Raw genomic sequence first — 19,649 nt, forward strand, 5'->3', positions numbered from 1 at the left:
CCAATTTATGCATTAAACTAATCGACTTTGTTCTACAGCGGCTTCAATAAAAGAAGAAAAAAGCGGGTGAGGATCAAAAGGACGAGATTTTAATTCTGGATGATATTGAACACCAATAAACCATGGATGATCTGCATATTCTATCGTTTCTGGTAAAATACCATCAGGAGACATCCCAGAAAAAATCAAACCACACTGTTCTAACTTATCCTTATAATCAATATTGACCTCATAACGATGACGATGTCGCTCGACAATCTTGGTTATCCCATAAATTTGAGCAATATGACTCTCTTCTTTTAATTCAGCAGCAAAAGCACCAAGACGCATTGATCCGCCGAGATCACCATTTCTTGTACGTTTTTCAAGAACGTCTCCTTTAAGCCATTCTGTCATTAAACCTACAATTGGATTTTCTGTTTCGCAAAACTCACTTGACGAAGCATTCTTAATCTGTGCAATATTGCGCGCAGCTTCTATACAAGCTAATTGCATCCCAAAACAAATCCCTAAAAATGGGACTTTACGCTCTCGTGCAAATTGAATTGCTCGAATCTTTCCTTCTGCCCCTCGTGCCCCAAAAGCACCTGGAACCAAAATTCCATGGGCTTTTTGTAAAGCTGAAACAGAATCTTCTTTTTCAAAAAGTTCCGAATCAATCCACTCAATATTAACTTTTACTTTATTCGCTAAACCACCATGTGCAATCGCTTCAATAAGAGATTTATAAGCATCCTTTAAACCCGTATATTTTCCTACAACAGCAATCGTAACTTCTCCTTCAGGATGGTGAATACGATGCGTAATATCTTCCCAACGATCCATCTGAGGGGAAGGTGCCGAATCGATTCCAAAAGCACAAAGAACTTCAGAATCCAAACCCTCCTTATGATATGCCATAGGAACATCATAAATTGTTGGCATATCTAATGCCTGAATGACTGCATTGGAGCGAACATTACAAAAAAGTGATAATTTGCACCGTTCTGTTTCTGGAATAGATCGATCTGCACGTACAAGCAAAATATCAGGAGAAATACCAACTGCTTGCAATTCTTTGACAGAATGTTGTGTTGGTTTCGTTTTTAATTCACCTGCCGAAGGTATATAAGGCATTAATGTGAGATGGACATAAACGACACTTTGTCTTGGTAGCTCATTGCGAAGCTGACGAATCGCTTCTAGAAAAGGCATTGCTTCAATATCACCAACCGTTCCGCCTATCTCACACAAAACAAAATCAAATTCTTCATTTCCCATCGTAATGAATCTCTTAATTTCATCCGTAACATGAGGGATAACTTGGACTGTTGCCCCCAAATAATCACCACGCCGCTCTCGTTCAATGATATTGCGATAAATACGCCCTGTTGTGATATTATCTTGGCTATTTGCAGAACGCCCAGTAAAACGCTCATAATGACCAAGATCAAGATCCGTTTCTGCACCATCATCGGTCACAAATACTTCACCATGTTGATAAGGTGACATCGTACCTGGATCAACATTTAAATAAGGATCAAGTTTGCGAAGACGTACACGATAACCACGAGCCTGTAATAACGCTGCTAACGCCGCCGCTGCGATGCCTTTTCCAAGGGAAGAAACCACACCACCAGTAATAAAAACATAACGTGCCATGGGCTTATGGTGATAAGCAATTTATAATGATTTTTCCAGCAAAAAATGCAAAAAGAAACAATTTTTCTTCTAAAATAAAAAAGGTGAAAAAATCACCTTTTTAAAAAGTCTATATTTTCTTAAAAAACTATTTCGTACTGTTATCCGGAACTGTATTTTCAAGAACCGGTGGAACTGGACTTTCTGCTTCAGGATTTGCGGACTGTTTCTGTTCCTGCGGAGAATTCGAATTGCCTCCTAGCTGTTCAAGAATAGAAGGGGAAGAAGACTCACCATCTGATGATGGGACTGATTCTGATCCTTTATTGGTAGAATTCTGTTCTGAATTAACCGGTATACGCTTTAAAATATCAGAACTAGAATTTGATATATTACCCACCACGGTAAGCCCAATAGACACAACAAAAAAACAACAGGCTAAAATAGCAGTCAAACGTGTTAAAGGATTTCGAGATCCACGAGTTTTCATCAACCCTGAGCTATTACTCACACCTAGCCCACCACCTTCTGAAGGTTGGATTAATATAACACCAACCAGAGTAATCACAATCAACAAATGAATAACTATAAGTACTGTTTGCATAAACCCTGCTCTTCAAATAACTCTTTCATAGCTATTTACACATAAATAACACACAATCCAAGGAGAAACTAAAATTTCTCTACTATAGTTTACGACAAACATCGCAAATAGTTAAAAAATCAATCGCTTTTAAGCTTGCTCCACCTATTAAAGCACCATTAACATGAGGAATGCTTAAAAGCTCAAATGCATTGGATGGCTTTACGGACCCACCATAAAGCAGACGTATCTTATCGCCTTCATCACTAAAACGAGAGCGCACCTTATCACGAATGAAATGATGTACTTTTGCAATATCTTCTGGAGTCGCTGTATTGCCGGTGCCTATCGCCCAAACAGGTTCATAAGCGATAATGGTATTTTCTGCTGTTGCATCATCTGGTAAAGATTCTTCAAGCTGCTGCGTGAGAATATCCAGTACTTTATTATTATTACGCTCCTCCAATGTTTCACCAATACATACAAGAGCCACAAGACCTGCTCGCCACGCAGCTTGCACTTTGGCACAAACAATCGCATTATTTTCTTGGTACATTGTACGACGTTCTGAATGCCCAATGATGACATGACTTGCTCCTGCTTCTTTAAGCATAAAAGCTGAAATATCTCCAGTATAGGGACCATGATCATCAAAATGACAATTTTGTCCTCCCAAAAGGAGATTTTTGCCATCCAGCATATCAGAAGCACGGGATAAAAGCGTTGCTGGGACACAAATAAGCGCCTCAAAAAGATGACTGAGATCAGATCTAACGCCTGTAGCAATAGCACGCAACTCTCCAAGTGTTTCACCCGTTCCATTCATTTTCCAATTTCCAGCAAGAAAAGGCCGAGTATTTGGAGACATATTTTCACCTCAAGAGCTCTTACAATACATTGTTTATCTGTAGTTACCAAATTATAACATGAAAGCAAGTCTTTAAAGCTTGCATCTTTTGTCTCTTTATTGCAAATTCTATTACTGCTTTTGTAATAATTTATGTTAAAAATAGGATTGAACAATGCTTGACGTCATAAGAAGTGCTACAAATTCTTGGATTTTCAGAATTTTCCTTGCTATTTTACTCTTATGCTTCATTCTTTTATGGGGGGTACCGCATTTACACAAAAAAAGTGAAAGAGATCTTATTACTTCTGGAAAATCCACAGTAACTGTCGATGATTATCGTCTCGCACTTGCCGATCAAAGTGCACGTTTAGCCCAAGCGGCTCATCTTGGACGTATGTTTACAGCAAATGAAATGCAGCAATACCAAATTCCTGCTTTTGTGTTTAATCAATTACAACAAAATGTATTGCTTGATGAACAAGTACGTAAAATGAAAATAAGTCTTTCAAAAGATACAATAGCTCATACGATTGGTTCTGATAAGATGTTCCAAGTAAATGGCACTTTTGATAAAAATTTATTTTATAACTATCTTCAGCATTTACGTATTAGTGAAAGTGCTTTTCTTAATTATTACTCCAAACAAGAAAAGCGTAACCAACTTATTTCAGCTTTACTCTCTGATATGAAAGCACCAAATCTCTTTTATAAAGCACTTGCTCTTTATCAAGGAGAAATGCGTATTGCTGATTATCTCGTTATTGATCTAAAAGAAAAGGAAACAATTGCTGATCCTGATGACGAAACACTACAAAAATGGTTTAAAACACATCAAAGTCAATTTCGTGCTTCAGAATACCGCACTGTCTCTTTGTTATCTATGGAACTTAATAATTTTGTAAAACCTAAAGATATCTCAACAGATGAGGCAAAAGCCTATTATACACAAAATGCTTCACGTTTTGTAACGCCTGAAAAGCGTACATTCGAAGAACTGCGATTTCCCTCACGCGAAGAAGCCGATAATGCAGCAAAAAAAATAGCTGATGGATTGAGTTTTGATGAACTGGTAAAAGCTGAAAAAAAGACTCTTAATGACATAAAAAAAGGGCCTTTCGCAGAAAATGAACTTCCTAATCATCTAGCATCTGAAGTTTTTGAACTTCAACAAGGCCAAGTCAGTCCTGTGATAAATGACTTACAGGGTCCTGTTATCATTCGCGTCACACATATTGAACCCTCAAGCTCTCTTCCTTTTGAAAGTGTCGAAGAAAATATTCGCCAAACACTTGCCAAAAATCGTGCTACTGATGATATTCGTAACAATTATGTAGCCATTGAAAATGCTCGTTTTGAGGGTGCTTCTCTCAAAGAGCTAGCTGATCAATACAAGTTATCTTTGCGCACAATTACCATTGATAAAACGGGAAAAACGCTTGAAGGTGCAATACTCACGGATTTACCTCAAAAAGATATTTTACTGAATGCCATCTATCAATCAAACGAAGGAGTCGATCTTGATCCTCTCTCTTTTCAAAATGGTGGTTATCTCTGGTATAAGGTCGATAAAATTATTCCTGCCCGCGATAAGACACTTGAAGAGGCTAAGCTAGATGTTCTTTCTCAATGGAAAAGTGAGGAAATTCAACGTCTTCTTGATGAAAAAGCCCAAAATGCTCTCAAGCAGCTCACGGAAGGAAAAAGTCTTGTTGCTCTTGCTCATACCCTTGCTGTTACAAAACAAACAACACCAGCCCTCCGGCGTCAAGACTCATTTGCCCCCCTTGGCGTTGAAGGGATTAAAGCATTATTTTCTGCTCCCAAAGGTCATTATGGCATCATAAAAGGTCCAGTTTCAACAAACCGTATCATTTATCAAATAAAGACTGTAACCATGCCTCAAGATATCACGCCTCATACTCTTTCAACTGAGGTTCGCACCAATATAGATATGATGATAAGAGAAGATCTCAAGCTAGAAATGCTACAAGTTGCCAATAAAGAACACCCTTTGGAAATTAATAGCACAAATTATAATCAGATCTTTAACGCTCTCCAATAAAAAGATTGTGCATAATTTAAAGAACTTATTCGATAAAGTTTCCATCAACTCTTCGTCTATAGTTGAAGAGGTAAGATAGGTCTCTTGTTTCCATATCTTAGGATCAGTATTTGTATAATGATTAATTCTCTCGCAAATCAGTGCATGTATGGATTTGCGAGAAAATAGTCAACGGAATGTAGAGTCGTTTTTGCAACGCATTAAAAAATATTATCCATCCAAAGGTTGTAAAAGTTGCCGCACACTAAGCTATACCCATTAAGCTATAAATGTCATCCCTATCGTCATTCATTTATAGCTTATCATATTGCTACTCTTAATACTCATTCATAAGGAGCGTATTGCTTTTTCTTTAAATGATTTCATTTACACACCCAACTTATAATATACAAAAAAACTATTTTTAAAATTCATTATAAAAATGAAGAAATCTTTTTCTATTCAAGACTCTCATTCAATATGAGAAAAAACGAATTATCATTATAAATCAATATATTCATAAATCATAACAGTCATCAATTATGATTTTATAATTTCTCAAAAATAAGAGTTTTTTATAGACTTATAGACTGCCAAGACAACTTCTCTCATAAAATAGAAATTTTATTTCATTTGCAAATGAGATACAATCAACATACTTAAAAGTTTTTCATCAAACAAACCAATGTATTGAGCTTTATCTCATATTTTTCTTTCTCTGCATCTCACCCTTCCAATACACTGAATAAAACATATTACCGATAAAGAAATACATCGTATTTTCAAGATCATAAAATTTCTTATTCTTTTGCGCTCATAACAACCAAAACATCAACATTTTTTATAACAAAAAATGGTTTGGAAACACCATAGTTCCTTTTATCTTCATATGAGAAAATCAGTCTATATGTTACGCATTCCGACATAGTAATATTCTTTTACAATATCTTTGGAAAATTGCCGCTTATTGCTGCCCTTGTTATCAACCAATAGCGATATATCAATGGCAACGTTGCATTCTCTTGAAAAATTTCAGCCCCCAGCTGTATAGCTTTTTGAAGAGAAGCCGGTACAATGACCAATGGAAGAAAAGCTGGCTTAAGAACTCTAGGTAAAGCACAAGAATACTCGTGAAATTGGGTATAATGATCGCGCGATAATGCTACCATAGCTTCAACAATACGACCCTTTTGTTGATCACTGAGACGATGAGATTCCAAATCTTCCCTATTCACTCCTACAGCCTTTAATATATCAGTAGGTAAATAATATTGATATCGTGATTGCATGAATGATAAAAGACGCAATACACCACTTAATCCTTGAGATATCCCTCCATGTTCATAGATATCTGTAAACTCTTGTGCAGTATCAGGATCTAATATCTGACAAGAAAGCTGTAAAATTATGCTTGCTGTCTCACCACAATAATGCTCTAGATCATGAAGCGTTTCTATTGGATTGTGATAAAGATCTAAAATTTGTGCATTACAATAACGTAAAAAAGCTGTCTTAGGTAAATTAAAAAGAGTCATTGCTTTCAATAAATCACTCAAAATCGGATTATTTCCACTCGTTTGTATTTCACCATGAGCAATAGAATCATACCACCAACGTAACCGTATTTCTCCTATGAGTGGATCATGTACACTTTCGCGAATACGAGAAACTTCAGCATTAAATACGTAAAGAGCAGCCAATGCTTGGCGCTTTTTTTTAGGCGCAAATAAAACCGATATATAGCGATCACGATCTATGGTACGTAAAATATCAAGACAATAAGGAAGAGAGCCTATCATTCGAACCTATTAACGTCCCTTTTTTAGCAATGAAATTAATATCCTCTTTTTATTCATATTAAAAAATGAGGGGTAAGCAAATACAGCTCAGAAAATAAGATTTTTAAATGTGTCTCTTAACTGTATTATGAATTAAAATTTCTTTTCTAGTCACTTTTCGTTTTAGAAAGAAAAAAATTAAATAAATAACTTTTCTGATAAAACTTATCTTATCAGACTTCAAATTTTCATTTGCAGTAAAAAAAGTTAAAAACTAATCGTAACATGCATAGTGAAAATTAGAATAACAAACAACGCAAAACACTTTTTCACCGAATAGATGACAATGTTATTTATAAAAATGCACTGATCATAAAAACTTCATCAAATCATTGACCTCCTCCCCATTCTAAAGGACAAAGATTCTTACCAATACCAATTTGTAAAAAATCCAATTGCTCTCGGTGAGTTTCTATTACTATCAACATATTTATTTATAATGATAATTTATTGTTTTATATGTTAAATTAGAATCCCAAATATCGTAGAATGCTTTCATTTCAAACCAATTCCATGTTGACTCAATCAAAACTATTCCCTTGCACGTCACAAGCAGGGCTGGCTTGTAGGTAAAAACTGTATAAGAAAGAATTAAAAATGTCTCTTATGAACTGCCTCAAGTGCCAAGAGTTGATCACTCATGTGATTCATTGAACTACGAACAAGCTCTGCCCTGAATACTTGCTGCTGTATTTAAAAACACTTAATGTGTTAAGTTATGTATATTTTATTCCCCTTATATCACCACTTTAAACGACGGTATTTTACGGCGCAGTAAAGTAATCACACAATTCTTTCATACTAGATGAGAGAATTTTTTTATTAAACAATACTCTATTCTACCGCAAATAATAATGCCGCAACAGCGCGATCTTCAGCCAATAAAACATTAAATGTACGCACCGCCGCTCCCGTACTCATTGTATCTGATGAAATACGTTTTTCCCATAAAAGAACCCGTAACTCTTCAGGTAATCGCAATAATTCAATGCCAGTACCTATTAATAAAACTTCGATTTCAGAAGCTTCTTCTAAAATACGAGATATATCCTCTTGAGTGGGAATAGGTCCTGCCATATCAATGCCATAAATACCTGATGGTACACAAATAATAGAACCTCTATGAGACATATCAGCAAAACGAAATCCACCATTTCCATAAGCATCAATAGGTGCGCGACTTGGAAAATGCGCTTCACGAATTTGAATTGCATCGAACATGAACAAGCACCCTTTATTTTTGAATAATCCAATTGTCTTTGCTACTTCTCACCATAAAATTAAAGGAAGGCTGATACAAACATTGATATCTTAACCATAGCCTAGTATTGAAGTGGAAATTTTATATAAAACCCTAATCTTCTCATACAACGAGTATATGAAAATTTGATAATAAACCGCAATCAAAAGCTATACCTGCTTAAATAAATCTATCTTTTAAAAAGTTTTCTCAGCTTATTTACTCGCAAGTTTCTTTTTATAGAAACAATGATCTTGTTTAAAAAACAGAAAAAAATTGCGTAATATTCTATAAATAAAGCAACTATTTTAATAATCTCAAGGAAACAAAAACTCCATTTTCTGTAGCCACTATAAAAGCTATTTTTCCAATGAAATTGTCCTGATCTTGCCAAGCTTTTTATAAAAATGCTTAAAACTGCCACTACACCTTAAGATGCATTTTCCTTTGATATAGCTTTTTTCTCTTTAGAGACACTCATATTTTCTTTCGTTGTCGTTTTAGATTTAGACTTTTGTGGTGTTTTTGTTCTAGCATTAAGCTTTGATTTTTTTTCTGCAATCGGCTCACCTTTAACGCGCACATCAGCTAATGTTGAGCGAATAACACGAATATTCATACTCTCACCAATTTCAACCTCTAATTCACCACTCTCGTCGTGAACCTTCGTAACTTTGCCGATGATACCACCACCCGTTATAACTGTATCACCACGACGTACTGCATTAAGCATTTCTTGACGTTTTTTCATTTGAGCACGCTGTGGACGAATCATAAAAAAATACATAATTGCAAAAATTAAAATGAGAGGGACAGCGCTAGCAAATGAAATTCCACCGGAAACATCGCCTGCAACTTGAGCATAAGCGTTCGTAATAAACATTTTCATCTCCTATAGTTAAACCTCAGGTATTTCCCACTCTATTAAAATGAAATTCCGATACAGAAAAAATTCCTAAAGAATTTATCATAAAAAGCAATAACTACATAATCTAATCACAGCTTTACAAAAATACAATAAATCCTTAAGAGATAGAATACCAAAATACAATGAGAAAAATCTTTAAAATAGATTCACTTTCCCCTATTATATATCCTAAAATATAGAATTTTTCACTAACTCAATAAATTATACAAGATAATTTTTCTCATGAAAAAACTTTAATTTATATAGATAATTCATCGTTTTTGATATCGAATGACAGATCTAAGTACAGTAAAATACTCTCATTTCAAACCCTCTGAATTAATCAAAACGATTTTCTTGCACGTCTCACATATGAAATGAGCCTGTAGATAAAAACTTTTTAAGAAAAGCGTGAAATATCTCTTTTCATGCTTCTCTCAAATGCAAGAGCAGTTGGAACACTGAAAGCTGACAAATAGTATGATGCTATTGCCTTACACTTTCATAAACACAAAGATGGTAATATCTAACGCCCCAACGAAATACTCTGATTAAACCAATGATTTTTTGCTGCAATGTTATTGATTTAAGAAAATCAATTGTTTTTCATGAAGTTTCTATAAACTGTAAGGCTATTCAAATTTTAAAGTCATCAATCAATTAGTTTTCTAAATATTTAAGGGGATCAACAGGTAATGAATTCTTACGCATCTCAAAATAGACACGTGGCGTTTTAACATTTCCTGAAACACCAGATTTAGCAATCTCATCACCGCGTCTTATCCTTTGTCCTTTGTTAACAACAAGTTTACTGTTACATCCATAAATAGTGATAATATTATTTTCATGTCGAATCATCACAACATTACCAAGCTCTTTTAATCCATCTCCCGCGTAAATAACAACACCATTTTCTGCCGACTTTACCGAAGATCCTTCCGGCACTGCAATATCTATTCCTCGATTCATTACTGTTCCCTTTTTTTGACCGAACTGGCTTAACAAACGCCCTCGTACTGGCCAACGCATCTTAGAAATTCCTGTGGCTTGCGGAGTCGTCATATTATCTGTATTCGTAACAGTATTTGACAAACCAGTCTCATGATTCAATTGCGTCATCTGTTTAGAAAAATTTTTCTCAGAACTTGATTTGTTCATCTTTGCAGGGGGTGGCGTTGTTACAGGAGCTTTATATATAGGAGAGGACTTCTTGTTTTTTATAGAGGACATCAATTGAGATTGGGCTGCAGATTCTGTTTTTGACACTGTCCAATCGTTATTATTGTGTGCATTTGAAGCTGCTAATGTACGCCTGCTTGGAACAACAAGTACCTGACCGATATAAATGGAATTGCTGTTTATACCATTTGCTAATTTTAATGCCTCAACACTAACCCCTATTTGTCGTGCAATACTGAGTAGTGTATCTCCACTCTGGACAATATAAGAATTCCGCCGAAAAATAGGAGACTTATCCATTTGTGAACGAGAAAGAGTTCCAAGATTACGTGGAGGGGAGCCCATAACGCGACCATCAGAAGAAGTTATCCTACCTTGATGTGGAAAATTATAGGGAGAATTGTCATCTCCCCACGAATCATCGCTTGATTCCACAGGCGGCAATTCAGTGCTTTGTATCATACCACTACCGTATGATAGCATTCGCGGATCTATAGACATTGTGCTCGATATATTTGATTGAGATGATACCGTACGATGAGAGAACATATTAGAAAAACGCTGTGTACCAGAACTACAACCAGCAACAATAGTTACCACCGCTAAAAAAGTTATTCTCTGAAAATTATGCTGGAAAATATTATCCAAAGCTTTTAGACACATCGTTTTGCTCACTCATCAATAATCAACTCACTCTATTAAAGCTTTTTTAAATTACCGAAGAGTTAAAATGAGATGTTTTATTCATAAATATCTTTATATAAGATCAAAATGAATTTAACATAGACAATTTGCAGAAATTTCTTAGCTTTTAAAAATTAAAGTATCTCCGCAATGCCTTTAATAAAAGGTTGGTAACGCACTTGGAACAGTTCTAAACACTCAAATCGACTACCAATTTTTGTATAGCGCGTCACCGTTTGTACCCCTTCGTCAGGTCCTATCGCCTGAATGAGAATTCCGTTTTCAGCTAAAAGTTCTAAAAATTCCTTGGGTTCATCAAAACGTGATGGCCAAATAAGAATGCGATCAAATGATCCCAAGCCTGTCACACTATGACTTCCATCAATCTGCCGTATAATAATATTTTCAATTCCTAAAGTTTGAAATTTTTGGCGCGCCAAATCAACAAGCGTTTTATAACGATCAATCGTTGTCACACGGTCACTCAGACATGCCATAAGCGCAGTACAAAAACCAGATCCTGTACCGATTTCTAAGACGCGATGCCTTTTTTTCAACGATAATGCCGAAAGAATTAAGAGTTGTTCTTCCAAACGTTCCATATATTCACCACACTCAAGGGGAATAACTTTATTATCATAAGCACTATTAAACCAAGGAGCAGAAACAAACTGTTGACGCGGAATTTTCTCTAATGCCGAAAAAAATCGCACGTCATCAATGCCTTTGCTACGCATTTTCAGTACAAGAGCGGCTAACTCCTCACGAAATTGTAAAATACCCTTTTGCCCCATAGTATCATTCAATCTCCAATGGAGGTGCACTTTTATTATACTGACAAACTGCTTCTTTTAAAATGGCAAAAACTTGCGTTTGCATATTATCACCTCTTGGCAATAAACGCATATTGTCTCTCCTTTCGTAAAATTAAGCAGTAATACAACGCATGCCTCCCATATAAGGTTGTAAAACATCTGGAATAACAATTGATCCATCAGCCTGTTGATAATTTTCAAGCACGGCAATAAGACAACGTCCAACAGCTGTACCAGAACCATTAAGGCTATGAACAAAATGCAATTTTTTATCGCCTTCTGTACGATAACGTGCATTCATACGACGACCTTGAAAATCTCCACAAACTGAACAGCTAGAAATTTCACGATAACATTCTTGACCAGGAAGCCAAACCTCGATGTCATAGGTTTTACGTGCTGCAAACCCCATATCACCCGTAGAAAGAACCACTGTGCGAAAAGGCAAACCAAGTCGTTTTAATATATCTTCTGCACATTCTGTCATACGTTCTAATTCAATTAAAGACTGCTCTTCACTGGTAATTGAGACCATTTCAACTTTCCAAAATTGATGCTGACGCAACATACCGCGCGTATCACGACCGGCTGCTCCCGCCTCTGAACGAAAACAGGGAGATAAAGAAGAAAATCGCAGTGGTAAATCTGATATTTCAAGAATTTCATTGTTGACCAAATTGGTTAATGGCACTTCTGCCGTAGAAATAAGCCATCGACCATCTGTTGTACGAAAAAGGTCTTCAGCAAATTTCGGCAATTGTGCTGCTCCGTAAACAATCTCATCACGAACAAGAAAAGGTATTGAGACTTCTGTATAACCATGCTCATTGACATGCACATCAAGCATAAATTGACCTAATGCCCGTTCTAGCCGTGCTAACGCCCCTGAAAGTATTGTAAAACGTGTTCCAGACAAACGACTAGCTCGTTCAAAATTCATCTGCTTGAGATCTTGACCAAGATCAAAATGTTCCTTTGGTGTAAAATTAAATGTTGGAGGTGTACCAAAATGTCGAATGACGACATTATCACTTTCATCTTTACCTTCTGGAACATCATCTAATGGAATATTTGGAAGTGCTGAAAGAATTTTTTCAAGACTCTCCGTCAGCTGTTTTTCTTCCGCTGTTGCAGAGGAAAGAAAGATTTTAATCTCTTCACCTTCAGCTCTAAAGCTTTCAGCCTTTTGCTGATCAGATACCGCTAAAGCCTGTCCTATTTCCTTTGAAACCGCATTGCGACGTTCCTGCGCCAATTGTACCTTAGCAATATGCGACCGACGTGCAAGATCAAGTTGTATTAACCTCTCAGCTTGCGGCTCAAGACCTCTACTTACGAGTGCTTTATCTAATTTCTCAGGATTGTCACGAATCCACTTAATATCAAGCATAAAAATTCCTCATTTATATTTTTTTATTAATTTCTTATCGCATAAGATTATACACTTTTCTTAAGCGGATTTTCTTCTCTTTTCTATACTGTAAGCAATTAAAATTGAAATCTCGTAAAGTGCTATCGTTGGTAAAGCCACTGCAAACATCGTAAAAAAATCCGACGGCGTTATGATTGCCGCAATGATAAAAGAAAGTAAAATAGCCCATTTTCGTTTAGACGCCAAATCATGAGACGTTAAAAATCCAACTTTTGTTAAAAGACTGATGACAAGAGGTAATTGAAAAATCAAACCAAAAATTAGGATAAATGATGTCATAAAGCCCAAATAATCAGAAATACGCACTATAAACTCTATTTTTAAATGAACATCTGGAAGAAATTGTTGAGAAAGGCTAAACCATAGTATTATTGGCGCTAATAGACCATAAACAAACGCTCCCCCAATACAAAATAAAATAGGCCCCCCAATGAGAAATGGTAAAAAAGCCATACGCTCATTTTTATAAAGCCCTGGTGCAATAAAACTATAAAACTGAAAAGCCGTATAGGGAAAAGATAAAATAATTCCCCCAAAAGCAGAAAGCTTCATCTTCGTTAAAAAAGTTTCCCATACTTGCGTTGATTGCAAACGAATATCCTCAGGATTACCCCCTGCTATTTTCATTGCCCACTGATACGGCCATAGTAAAAAATTTAAGATATAATCTTTAACAAGAAAACACATCATAAAAGCGATCATAAATGCAACTAGGGCAGCAATAATTCGCTGACGAAGTTCGATTAAATGTTCTAAAAGTGGTGCCATATGGGCATCAACTTCATCTTTCTTAACATTCATGACACATCTTCTTTATCTTTAGAAGCTATAGATCCTGTCATATCTTTATTGGTTACGTTGTGATCGCATTCCAAAAAATCTTTACCTTTTTCTGATTTATGGTGTGTTGCCTTAACATCCAAATTATCGTGGATATCTTCTAATGTATTTTGAATGGGATCAAAAGTCTCTGTCAACTTCTTGCTTGAATCGCTAATATCCGAATATGTTTTTTGCAAATCATCGAGCTCGATTTGTCTTATTGCATCATCAAACTGATGACGCAGCTCTTTTGCCATTAAACACATATGAGCTCTTACCTTTGCTATTGTCTTTAATATTTTAGGTAAATCTTTCGGTCCAACAACAATGATGAGAACAAGTAAGATTACGACAAACTCTGGTCCATCAATCCCAAACATCTCTTAATTCGACTTCCTCATCAAAAAATAACGCACAATGATGATTACGTTTTTGTTATTTGACACGCTGTTTTTTAGCAACAGATGTTTTGCTTCTTTTAGAAGCAGAAGAAGCCTTTCTGCGCGCTGTTACATGTTTTACCGATAATGGCTGAGATTGTTGAGATTCTACATCAATTATTTGGGAAGTAGTAGCCATTTCAACTTTATCCTCAATGCCATCATCTTCTTCCTTCATATTTTTTTTGAAGGCTTTAATTCCCTTAGCAACATCGCCCATTAATTCAGAAATCTTACCGCGACCGAAAAGCACAAAGATAATCAGTAAAATTATAATTAAATGCGTTGGTGAAAAAATATTACCCATTACTCTCTCTAACTTTATGCTTTTAAATTTGATTTCATTTATTCATGCTTCCTCTGAAGAATGTATCAAATATAATATCTTAATTATATATTTTCTTCTTAACTTAAAAACAATCACACGCTTTTATTGCAAAAGAACTTTTTATCATCTCATCCCTTCTTAGCGTATTATAACACAAACCATTCAAAAATGATAAACCGCTTCATATAAAATTAAAAAAGCTTAAAAACTTTTCTAAAATAACTTCATCTGATCTCTTAGTTACTCATCTTCCTGTAAATACTATAGCTCATCTCTTTCCTTTTAAACAATGTTGTACGTATCATTACAAATATTTCCTCCAAATTATCCATTACTGATAAAAAACATACCATGCTGTAAAAAAATTTACGTATTCAATTAAAAAATTCAGAAAGAAAAATCTCTAAAAAACTTTCTTGACACATCATCAGTCTCTTTAAAAACTATCATCTTACGCATAAGATTTATTCTTTGCGTTGGTGGGAATTTTATCATCCATTATTCCATATACAATACGAAATATAAGCCATCATCGCATTCAATTAAATATCTGACGTGTGGATAAAAACTATTCGCGGAAAGAGTAAAAATGCACTTTATGAATCAGGTCAAGTGCCAAGAGGTATGGCCAATACTAAAAAATAAAAATGGTACCAGCTTGCGCCTTTATTCAGTAAAATACCTCCATATAACCAGCTCTTTGAACCGCTGCATGCCCTAACTATTACAAGTCTCCGGATTCTGGGCATGCGTTCTCATAATATCATGTGCTTAACTTATCTCAGTATTGAAAACAGAATGGGCATTAATAGAAAATTACATCCAATCAAAAGCATGGAATCGAAGCACAATCCATGTAAAAGAATTTCTTATCCTAGTCTTTTTATAAGATTATCTCATAAAGCCGCTAGATAATACAGTGTTAGAGATAGATACACCTATTTACTTTAGTTAAAAACCCCTCATTTTATTGAGATCGCTTGCAGAGAACATATCACTTTTTAAAAGTTTTGTTTTAGCACCATACACAATAATCTAGCCATTTAGCATGTATAATATAAAGCTTGGGTTTCGCTTAAACCAATGAGATTCATCCACACTTTTATAAAAATCTATCACTATAATACCAGCACTTTATTGCTCTATCCATAATTTTACGCTCGCTAAAAAAACTGATAAATGTAACAATGTTTTTATCAAGCATTTTAAATTCTTTAATCTTTAAACAAGTAAATTTATGAATGAATTTGAAAGATAACCTTAAATTTTTTAACAAACTTCACTAATATTCTCGTTAATTGCTTGTCTTTTATAGTTTTCCTGAAAGAGTCCGCGATCATAAGAAACTTCTCTTACAACATAACTATCTCTATTGAAATGTTTGCCCTCTCCCTATCTATTTTTCATATAAAAAAATTTAAGATCTTAATGATGAATCTCATAATATGAAAATAGCCCAGTGAATAAATGCTCCTATGACATTAATATTTTTCTGTAGGGTATTATTTGGGAGTGAGGGTATTATTTGATTTCTATAAGAGTATTTTTATGGATATCAATTCTAATATTCTATGCTAATAATCCGGTACAGTTATACATATGATAGAGTTTATTCCATGAATTATCGGCATATTTATCATGCTGGCAATTTTGCTGATGTTTTTAAACACATTATTGTCACTCGCATTGTAGAATATCTCAAACGCAAAGAAAAAGCTTTTCGCGTTATAGATACGCATGCTGGAATCGGTATTTATGACCTTTCTTCTTTAGAAGCACATAAAACAGGAGAGTGGCGCGAAGGTGTCCAACGGCTTTTTTCAACTCCTATCCCAGAAGATTTAAGAGCACTCCTTTGTCCATGGTGTGATATCATTGATGCCCTTAATAAAGGGGAAAAAGAAATTGTATTTTATCCTGGATCTCCTGTTCTTATTCGTCAATTATTACGGAAACAAGATCGCCTCACCGCAATAGAATTGCACAACGAAGATTATCATATTTTAGCAAAAAACTTTGCCGGAGATTATCAGACAAAAGTTCTGCATTTAGATGGTTGGCTTTCCTTAAACGCTCATGTACCACCAAAAGAAAAACGTGGCTTTATCCTTGTTGACCCTCCCTTTGAAAAAACTGGAGAATTTTCCCGCCTTATTGAGGGATTAATGAAAGCCTATCGTCGCTTTTCTGGAGGGATCTACGCTTTATGGTATCCTGTTAAATATGATAAAGAAATTGAAAGTTTTCTTCACGCGCTTTATCAAACTAGAATTCCTAAGATTCTACAGCTTGAAATGCGTATCCGAAAAAGCTCAAGTCCACCGACAATGAATGGAAGTGGTATGATTATTATTAACCCTCCTTATCTTTTGGAAGAAGAAATGAAAAAACTCAGCCCCTTTCTTATCAACCGTCTGGGACAAGATGAAAATGCCCAAATAACGCATAAGTGGCTTCAAAAAGAACATCTATTATGTTAAATCTTTCTCTATATTTTTTCTAAATCAAATATCATGTTGTAAGATACAAACGCATTAAATGATAAAGTTCTTTGATTTTTTGAATAATATCAACATGTTATAATGATATGCTAACAACGATCAGCGTGAATTAATTTTTTCCCTTTTAGAAAGTCTATCCTCTTAATCATTATAGATTTCCTATTCCAATCATTTTAATGGATAAATTGAGCAAATTCATAAAACTATTTTAGAATAACAACTCTTATATTTTTTATAAAAGATCGGCTCTCTAAAATCATACTCTTATGCTATAAGATTTTATTGATAGAAAAAATTATAAAGATATAAATAATCATTATTTAATAAAAAAGAATATTTCATATATTAAACAACAAGCATATTCTTAATAAACGGAATGGTCCTGAAAAATAATACAAATTGTCCGCAAAATGAAGGGGAAAAGCTTTCTTTTCTCTCTAACATTACATGGAATAATGCCAATCAAAATAATGAGAAAAATCAATTCCAAGGTGTCAAATTCATACAAGAGTTTGTTAGACACCTCCCGCATAAGCCAGGGGTTTACCGGATGATTGGTAAAAATGGTGATGTTCTCTATATTGGCAAAGCTCGTAATCTCAAAAAACGTGTTTCAAACTATACACGTGAACAAGGACACAATAATCGTATTACCCGCATGATTCGCGCAACATATCATATGGAATTTATCGTCACCCATACAGAAACAGAAGCACTCCTTTTAGAAGCCAATCTCATAAAAAGATTGCATCCACATTTTAATGTATTACTACGTGATGATAAAAGTTTCCCTTATATTATGATTACAGATGATCATCGAGTGCCTGGACTTTACAAACATCGTGGTGCCCGAACACGAAAAGCTCACTATTTTGGTCCTTTTGCTTCTGCTGGTGCAGTGACACAAACAGTTCATGTTTTACAACGCGCCTTCTTATTACGAACCTGTACTGATTCAGTTTTTGAAAACCGTACACGCCCCTGTTTGCTTTATCAAATTAAGCGATGTTCTGCACCTTGTACCCATGAAATTAGTGACAATGATTATAAAGAACTGCTGAGGGGAGCAAAAGCGTTCCTTTCGGGAAAAGATCAATCTGTTAAAAGTAATATGGTTCAAGCTATGCATAAAGCCGCAGAAAATCTTGATTTTGAACAAGCAGCTTCCTATCGTGACCGCTTATCAGCCCTTTCTCATATACAAAGCCATCAAGGTATTAATCCTCAAACGATAAAAGAAGCGGATGTATTTGCAATTGCGCAAAAAGAAGGAATGACCTGTATTCAAGTGTTCTTTTTTCGCATGGGGCAAAATTGGGGAAACCGTGCCTATTTTCCTAAAGCAGATCCCTCTTTTTCCTGTACTGAAATTTTAGCGAGTTTTCTTGCTCAATTTTACGATGATAAACCACTTCCCAAAAGCATCCTTTTATCTGAAGAAATTGAAGAAAAGACACTTCTTACAGAAGCATTGAGTCTCAAAGCAAATCACAAAGTGTCTCTCTCTTTACCCAAACAAGGTGAACGGAAAACTCTTGTTAATCATGCCTATCTCAATGCTCATGAAGCACTTGAACATAAGCTTTCTGAAACAGCCACTCATACAAAATTGCTTCAAGGTCTTGCCAAAACATTCCAACTACCTTTTCCTCCACGCCGGATAGAAGTCTATGATAATTCTCATATCATGGGAACAAATGCTGTAGGTGCTATGATTGTTGCTGGTCAAATGGGATTTGTTAAAAATCAATATCGCAAATTCAACATTCGCTCAATAGATATCACGCCTGGCGATGATTTTGGCATGATGAAAGAAGTGATTAAACGAAGATTTTCACGCCTTATAAAAGAGCATGATCAGTCAAATAGAAGTCATGACATAAAAGATAATGATCTTTTTCCCATTTGGCCTGATCTTATCTTAATCGATGGTGGTGAAGGACAAATCAACAGCGTACATGCAATACTTGCTGAATTACAATTAAATGACCTCTTCACAGTTGTTGGAATCGCCAAAGGTGTTGACCGCCATGCGGGACGTGAACGATTTTTTATAAAAGGTATCCCCCCCTTTACACTTCCTCCACGTGATCCTATCCTCTATTTTTTGCAACGTCTGCGTGATGAAGCACACCGTTTTGCGATTGGAGCTCATAGGATAAAACGAAAAAAAGAAACATTCAAAAACCCACTTGATGAAATCGAAAATATCGGTCCGACAAGAAAGCGTGCGTTGCTTCATCATTTTGGAAGTGCCAAGGCTATTGCTAGTGCCTCACTTGAAGATTTAAAAAAAGTTACGGGAATTTCTATGACAATTGCACAAAAAATTCATAACCATTTTCATGAAAAATAGGCTTGTTTCATAA

General features: G+C 35.3%; 15 protein-coding genes. 3 read left to right on the plus strand and 12 right to left on the minus strand.

The window, feature by feature from the left end:
• Positions 1 to 12 precede the first annotated feature (12 nt).
• The 3 genes from ACFIKG_RS00175 to tpiA all read right to left on the minus strand — a co-directional run bounded on the left by ACFIKG_RS00175 (position 13) and on the right by tpiA (position 3,071).
• A complete protein-coding gene (locus ACFIKG_RS00175; RefSeq protein WP_375624988.1) occupies positions 13 to 1,641 on the minus strand; it encodes a CTP synthase in 1,629 nt (542 codons plus the stop codon).
• A 127-nt stretch (positions 1,642 to 1,768) separates the two neighbouring features.
• On the minus strand, positions 1,769 to 2,224 hold the full coding sequence (gene secG / locus ACFIKG_RS00180; RefSeq protein ID WP_375625929.1) for a preprotein translocase subunit SecG: 456 nt from the start codon (positions 2,222 to 2,224) through the stop codon (positions 1,769 to 1,771).
• Between the two features lie 82 nt (positions 2,225 to 2,306).
• A complete protein-coding gene (gene tpiA, locus ACFIKG_RS00185; protein WP_375624990.1) occupies positions 2,307 to 3,071 on the minus strand; it encodes a triose-phosphate isomerase in 765 nt (254 codons plus the stop codon).
• A gap of 154 nt (positions 3,072 to 3,225) precedes the next feature.
• Here tpiA and ACFIKG_RS00190 point away from each other — a divergent pair, with 154 nt between their 5' ends.
• Positions 3,226 to 5,115 carry a peptidyl-prolyl cis-trans isomerase gene (locus ACFIKG_RS00190; RefSeq protein ID WP_375651540.1) on the plus strand — a complete coding sequence of 630 codons (1,890 nt, stop codon included), beginning with the start codon at positions 3,226 to 3,228 and terminating at the stop codon, positions 5,113 to 5,115.
• Positions 5,116 to 6,032: 917 nt separating this feature from the next.
• Here the strand turns inward: ACFIKG_RS00190 and ACFIKG_RS00195 are convergent.
• From ACFIKG_RS00195 to tatA, 9 genes are all read right to left on the minus strand, one after another.
• Positions 6,033 to 6,893: a phytoene/squalene synthase family protein gene (locus ACFIKG_RS00195; protein ID WP_375625925.1), complete on the minus strand. Its 861-nt coding sequence runs from the start codon at positions 6,891 to 6,893 to the stop codon at positions 6,033 to 6,035.
• Between the two features lie 873 nt (positions 6,894 to 7,766).
• Positions 7,767 to 8,153, minus strand: a complete 387-nt coding sequence (locus tag ACFIKG_RS00200; protein ID WP_273723333.1) for an Mth938-like domain-containing protein — start codon at positions 8,151 to 8,153, stop codon at positions 7,767 to 7,769.
• A 449-nt stretch (positions 8,154 to 8,602) separates the two neighbouring features.
• Complete coding sequence (yajC, locus tag ACFIKG_RS00205) at positions 8,603 to 9,055, minus strand: preprotein translocase subunit YajC (protein ID WP_375651541.1); 453 nt, start codon at positions 9,053 to 9,055, stop codon at positions 8,603 to 8,605.
• 684 nt (positions 9,056 to 9,739) lie between these two features.
• On the minus strand, positions 9,740 to 10,921 hold the full coding sequence (locus ACFIKG_RS00210) for a peptidoglycan DD-metalloendopeptidase family protein (protein ID WP_375625921.1): 1,182 nt from the start codon (positions 10,919 to 10,921) through the stop codon (positions 9,740 to 9,742).
• A gap of 155 nt (positions 10,922 to 11,076) precedes the next feature.
• Positions 11,077 to 11,736, minus strand: coding sequence for a protein-L-isoaspartate(D-aspartate) O-methyltransferase (locus tag ACFIKG_RS00215; RefSeq protein WP_012754986.1), 660 nt, complete (start codon positions 11,734 to 11,736; stop codon positions 11,077 to 11,079).
• Positions 11,737 to 11,869: 133 nt separating this feature from the next.
• Complete coding sequence (gene serS, locus ACFIKG_RS00220; RefSeq protein ID WP_375625918.1) at positions 11,870 to 13,147, minus strand: serine--tRNA ligase; 1,278 nt, start codon at positions 13,145 to 13,147, stop codon at positions 11,870 to 11,872.
• A gap of 60 nt (positions 13,148 to 13,207) precedes the next feature.
• Positions 13,208 to 13,990, minus strand: coding sequence for a twin-arginine translocase subunit TatC (tatC, locus tag ACFIKG_RS00225; protein ID WP_375624998.1), 783 nt, complete (start codon positions 13,988 to 13,990; stop codon positions 13,208 to 13,210).
• Positions 13,987 to 14,391, minus strand: a complete 405-nt coding sequence (locus tag ACFIKG_RS00230; protein ID WP_375625916.1) for a twin-arginine translocase subunit TatB — start codon at positions 14,389 to 14,391, stop codon at positions 13,987 to 13,989. Before ACFIKG_RS00230 ends, tatC begins: the two co-directional genes overlap by 4 nt.
• A gap of 55 nt (positions 14,392 to 14,446) precedes the next feature.
• Positions 14,447 to 14,758 (minus strand): twin-arginine translocase TatA/TatE family subunit, encoded by a 312-nt coding sequence (gene tatA, locus ACFIKG_RS00235; protein WP_273788360.1) that lies wholly within the window; start codon positions 14,756 to 14,758, stop codon positions 14,447 to 14,449.
• A gap of 1,637 nt (positions 14,759 to 16,395) precedes the next feature.
• Here tatA and ACFIKG_RS00240 point away from each other — a divergent pair.
• Together ACFIKG_RS00240 and uvrC are read left to right on the plus strand one after the other, a co-directional pair.
• Entirely contained in the window at positions 16,396 to 17,259 is an 864-nt protein-coding gene (locus ACFIKG_RS00240) for a 23S rRNA (adenine(2030)-N(6))-methyltransferase RlmJ (protein WP_375648430.1), read from the plus strand.
• A gap of 397 nt (positions 17,260 to 17,656) precedes the next feature.
• Complete coding sequence (uvrC, locus tag ACFIKG_RS00245) at positions 17,657 to 19,636, plus strand: excinuclease ABC subunit UvrC (RefSeq protein WP_375651542.1); 1,980 nt, start codon at positions 17,657 to 17,659, stop codon at positions 19,634 to 19,636.
• The last annotated feature ends 13 nt before the right edge of the window (positions 19,637 to 19,649 follow it).

Source organism: Bartonella sp. LB28NMGDW (genome assembly GCF_042194435.1).
Taxonomy (GTDB): Bacteria; Pseudomonadota; Alphaproteobacteria; order Rhizobiales; family Rhizobiaceae; genus Bartonella; species Bartonella grahamii.

Excerpts from the sequence above, each read along its gene's own strand:
- tatC (WP_375624998.1), bottom strand. The coding sequence starts at position 13,990 with ATGAATGTTAAGAAAGATGAAGTTGATGCCCATATGGCACCACTTTTA.
- ACFIKG_RS00175 (WP_375624988.1), bottom strand. The coding sequence starts at position 1,641 with ATGGCACGTTATGTTTTTATTACTGGTGGTGTGGTTTCTTCCCTTGGA.
- tatA (WP_273788360.1), bottom strand. The coding sequence starts at position 14,758 with ATGGGTAATATTTTTTCACCAACGCATTTAATTATAATTTTACTGATT.
- ACFIKG_RS00210 (WP_375625921.1), bottom strand. The coding sequence starts at position 10,921 with ATGTGTCTAAAAGCTTTGGATAATATTTTCCAGCATAATTTTCAGAGA.
- secG (WP_375625929.1), bottom strand. The coding sequence starts at position 2,224 with ATGCAAACAGTACTTATAGTTATTCATTTGTTGATTGTGATTACTCTG.
- tpiA (WP_375624990.1), bottom strand. The coding sequence starts at position 3,071 with ATGTCTCCAAATACTCGGCCTTTTCTTGCTGGAAATTGGAAAATGAAT.
- ACFIKG_RS00190 (WP_375651540.1), top strand. The coding sequence starts at position 3,226 with ATGCTTGACGTCATAAGAAGTGCTACAAATTCTTGGATTTTCAGAATT.
- ACFIKG_RS00230 (WP_375625916.1), bottom strand. The coding sequence starts at position 14,391 with ATGTTTGGGATTGATGGACCAGAGTTTGTCGTAATCTTACTTGTTCTC.
- ACFIKG_RS00200 (WP_273723333.1), bottom strand. The coding sequence starts at position 8,153 with ATGTTCGATGCAATTCAAATTCGTGAAGCGCATTTTCCAAGTCGCGCA.
- uvrC (WP_375651542.1), top strand. The coding sequence starts at position 17,657 with ATGGTCCTGAAAAATAATACAAATTGTCCGCAAAATGAAGGGGAAAAG.
- ACFIKG_RS00240 (WP_375648430.1), top strand. The coding sequence starts at position 16,396 with ATGAATTATCGGCATATTTATCATGCTGGCAATTTTGCTGATGTTTTT.
- ACFIKG_RS00215 (WP_012754986.1), bottom strand. The coding sequence starts at position 11,736 with ATGGGGCAAAAGGGTATTTTACAATTTCGTGAGGAGTTAGCCGCTCTT.
- ACFIKG_RS00195 (WP_375625925.1), bottom strand. The coding sequence starts at position 6,893 with ATGATAGGCTCTCTTCCTTATTGTCTTGATATTTTACGTACCATAGAT.
- serS (WP_375625918.1), bottom strand. The coding sequence starts at position 13,147 with ATGCTTGATATTAAGTGGATTCGTGACAATCCTGAGAAATTAGATAAA.
- yajC (WP_375651541.1), bottom strand. The coding sequence starts at position 9,055 with ATGTTTATTACGAACGCTTATGCTCAAGTTGCAGGCGATGTTTCCGGT.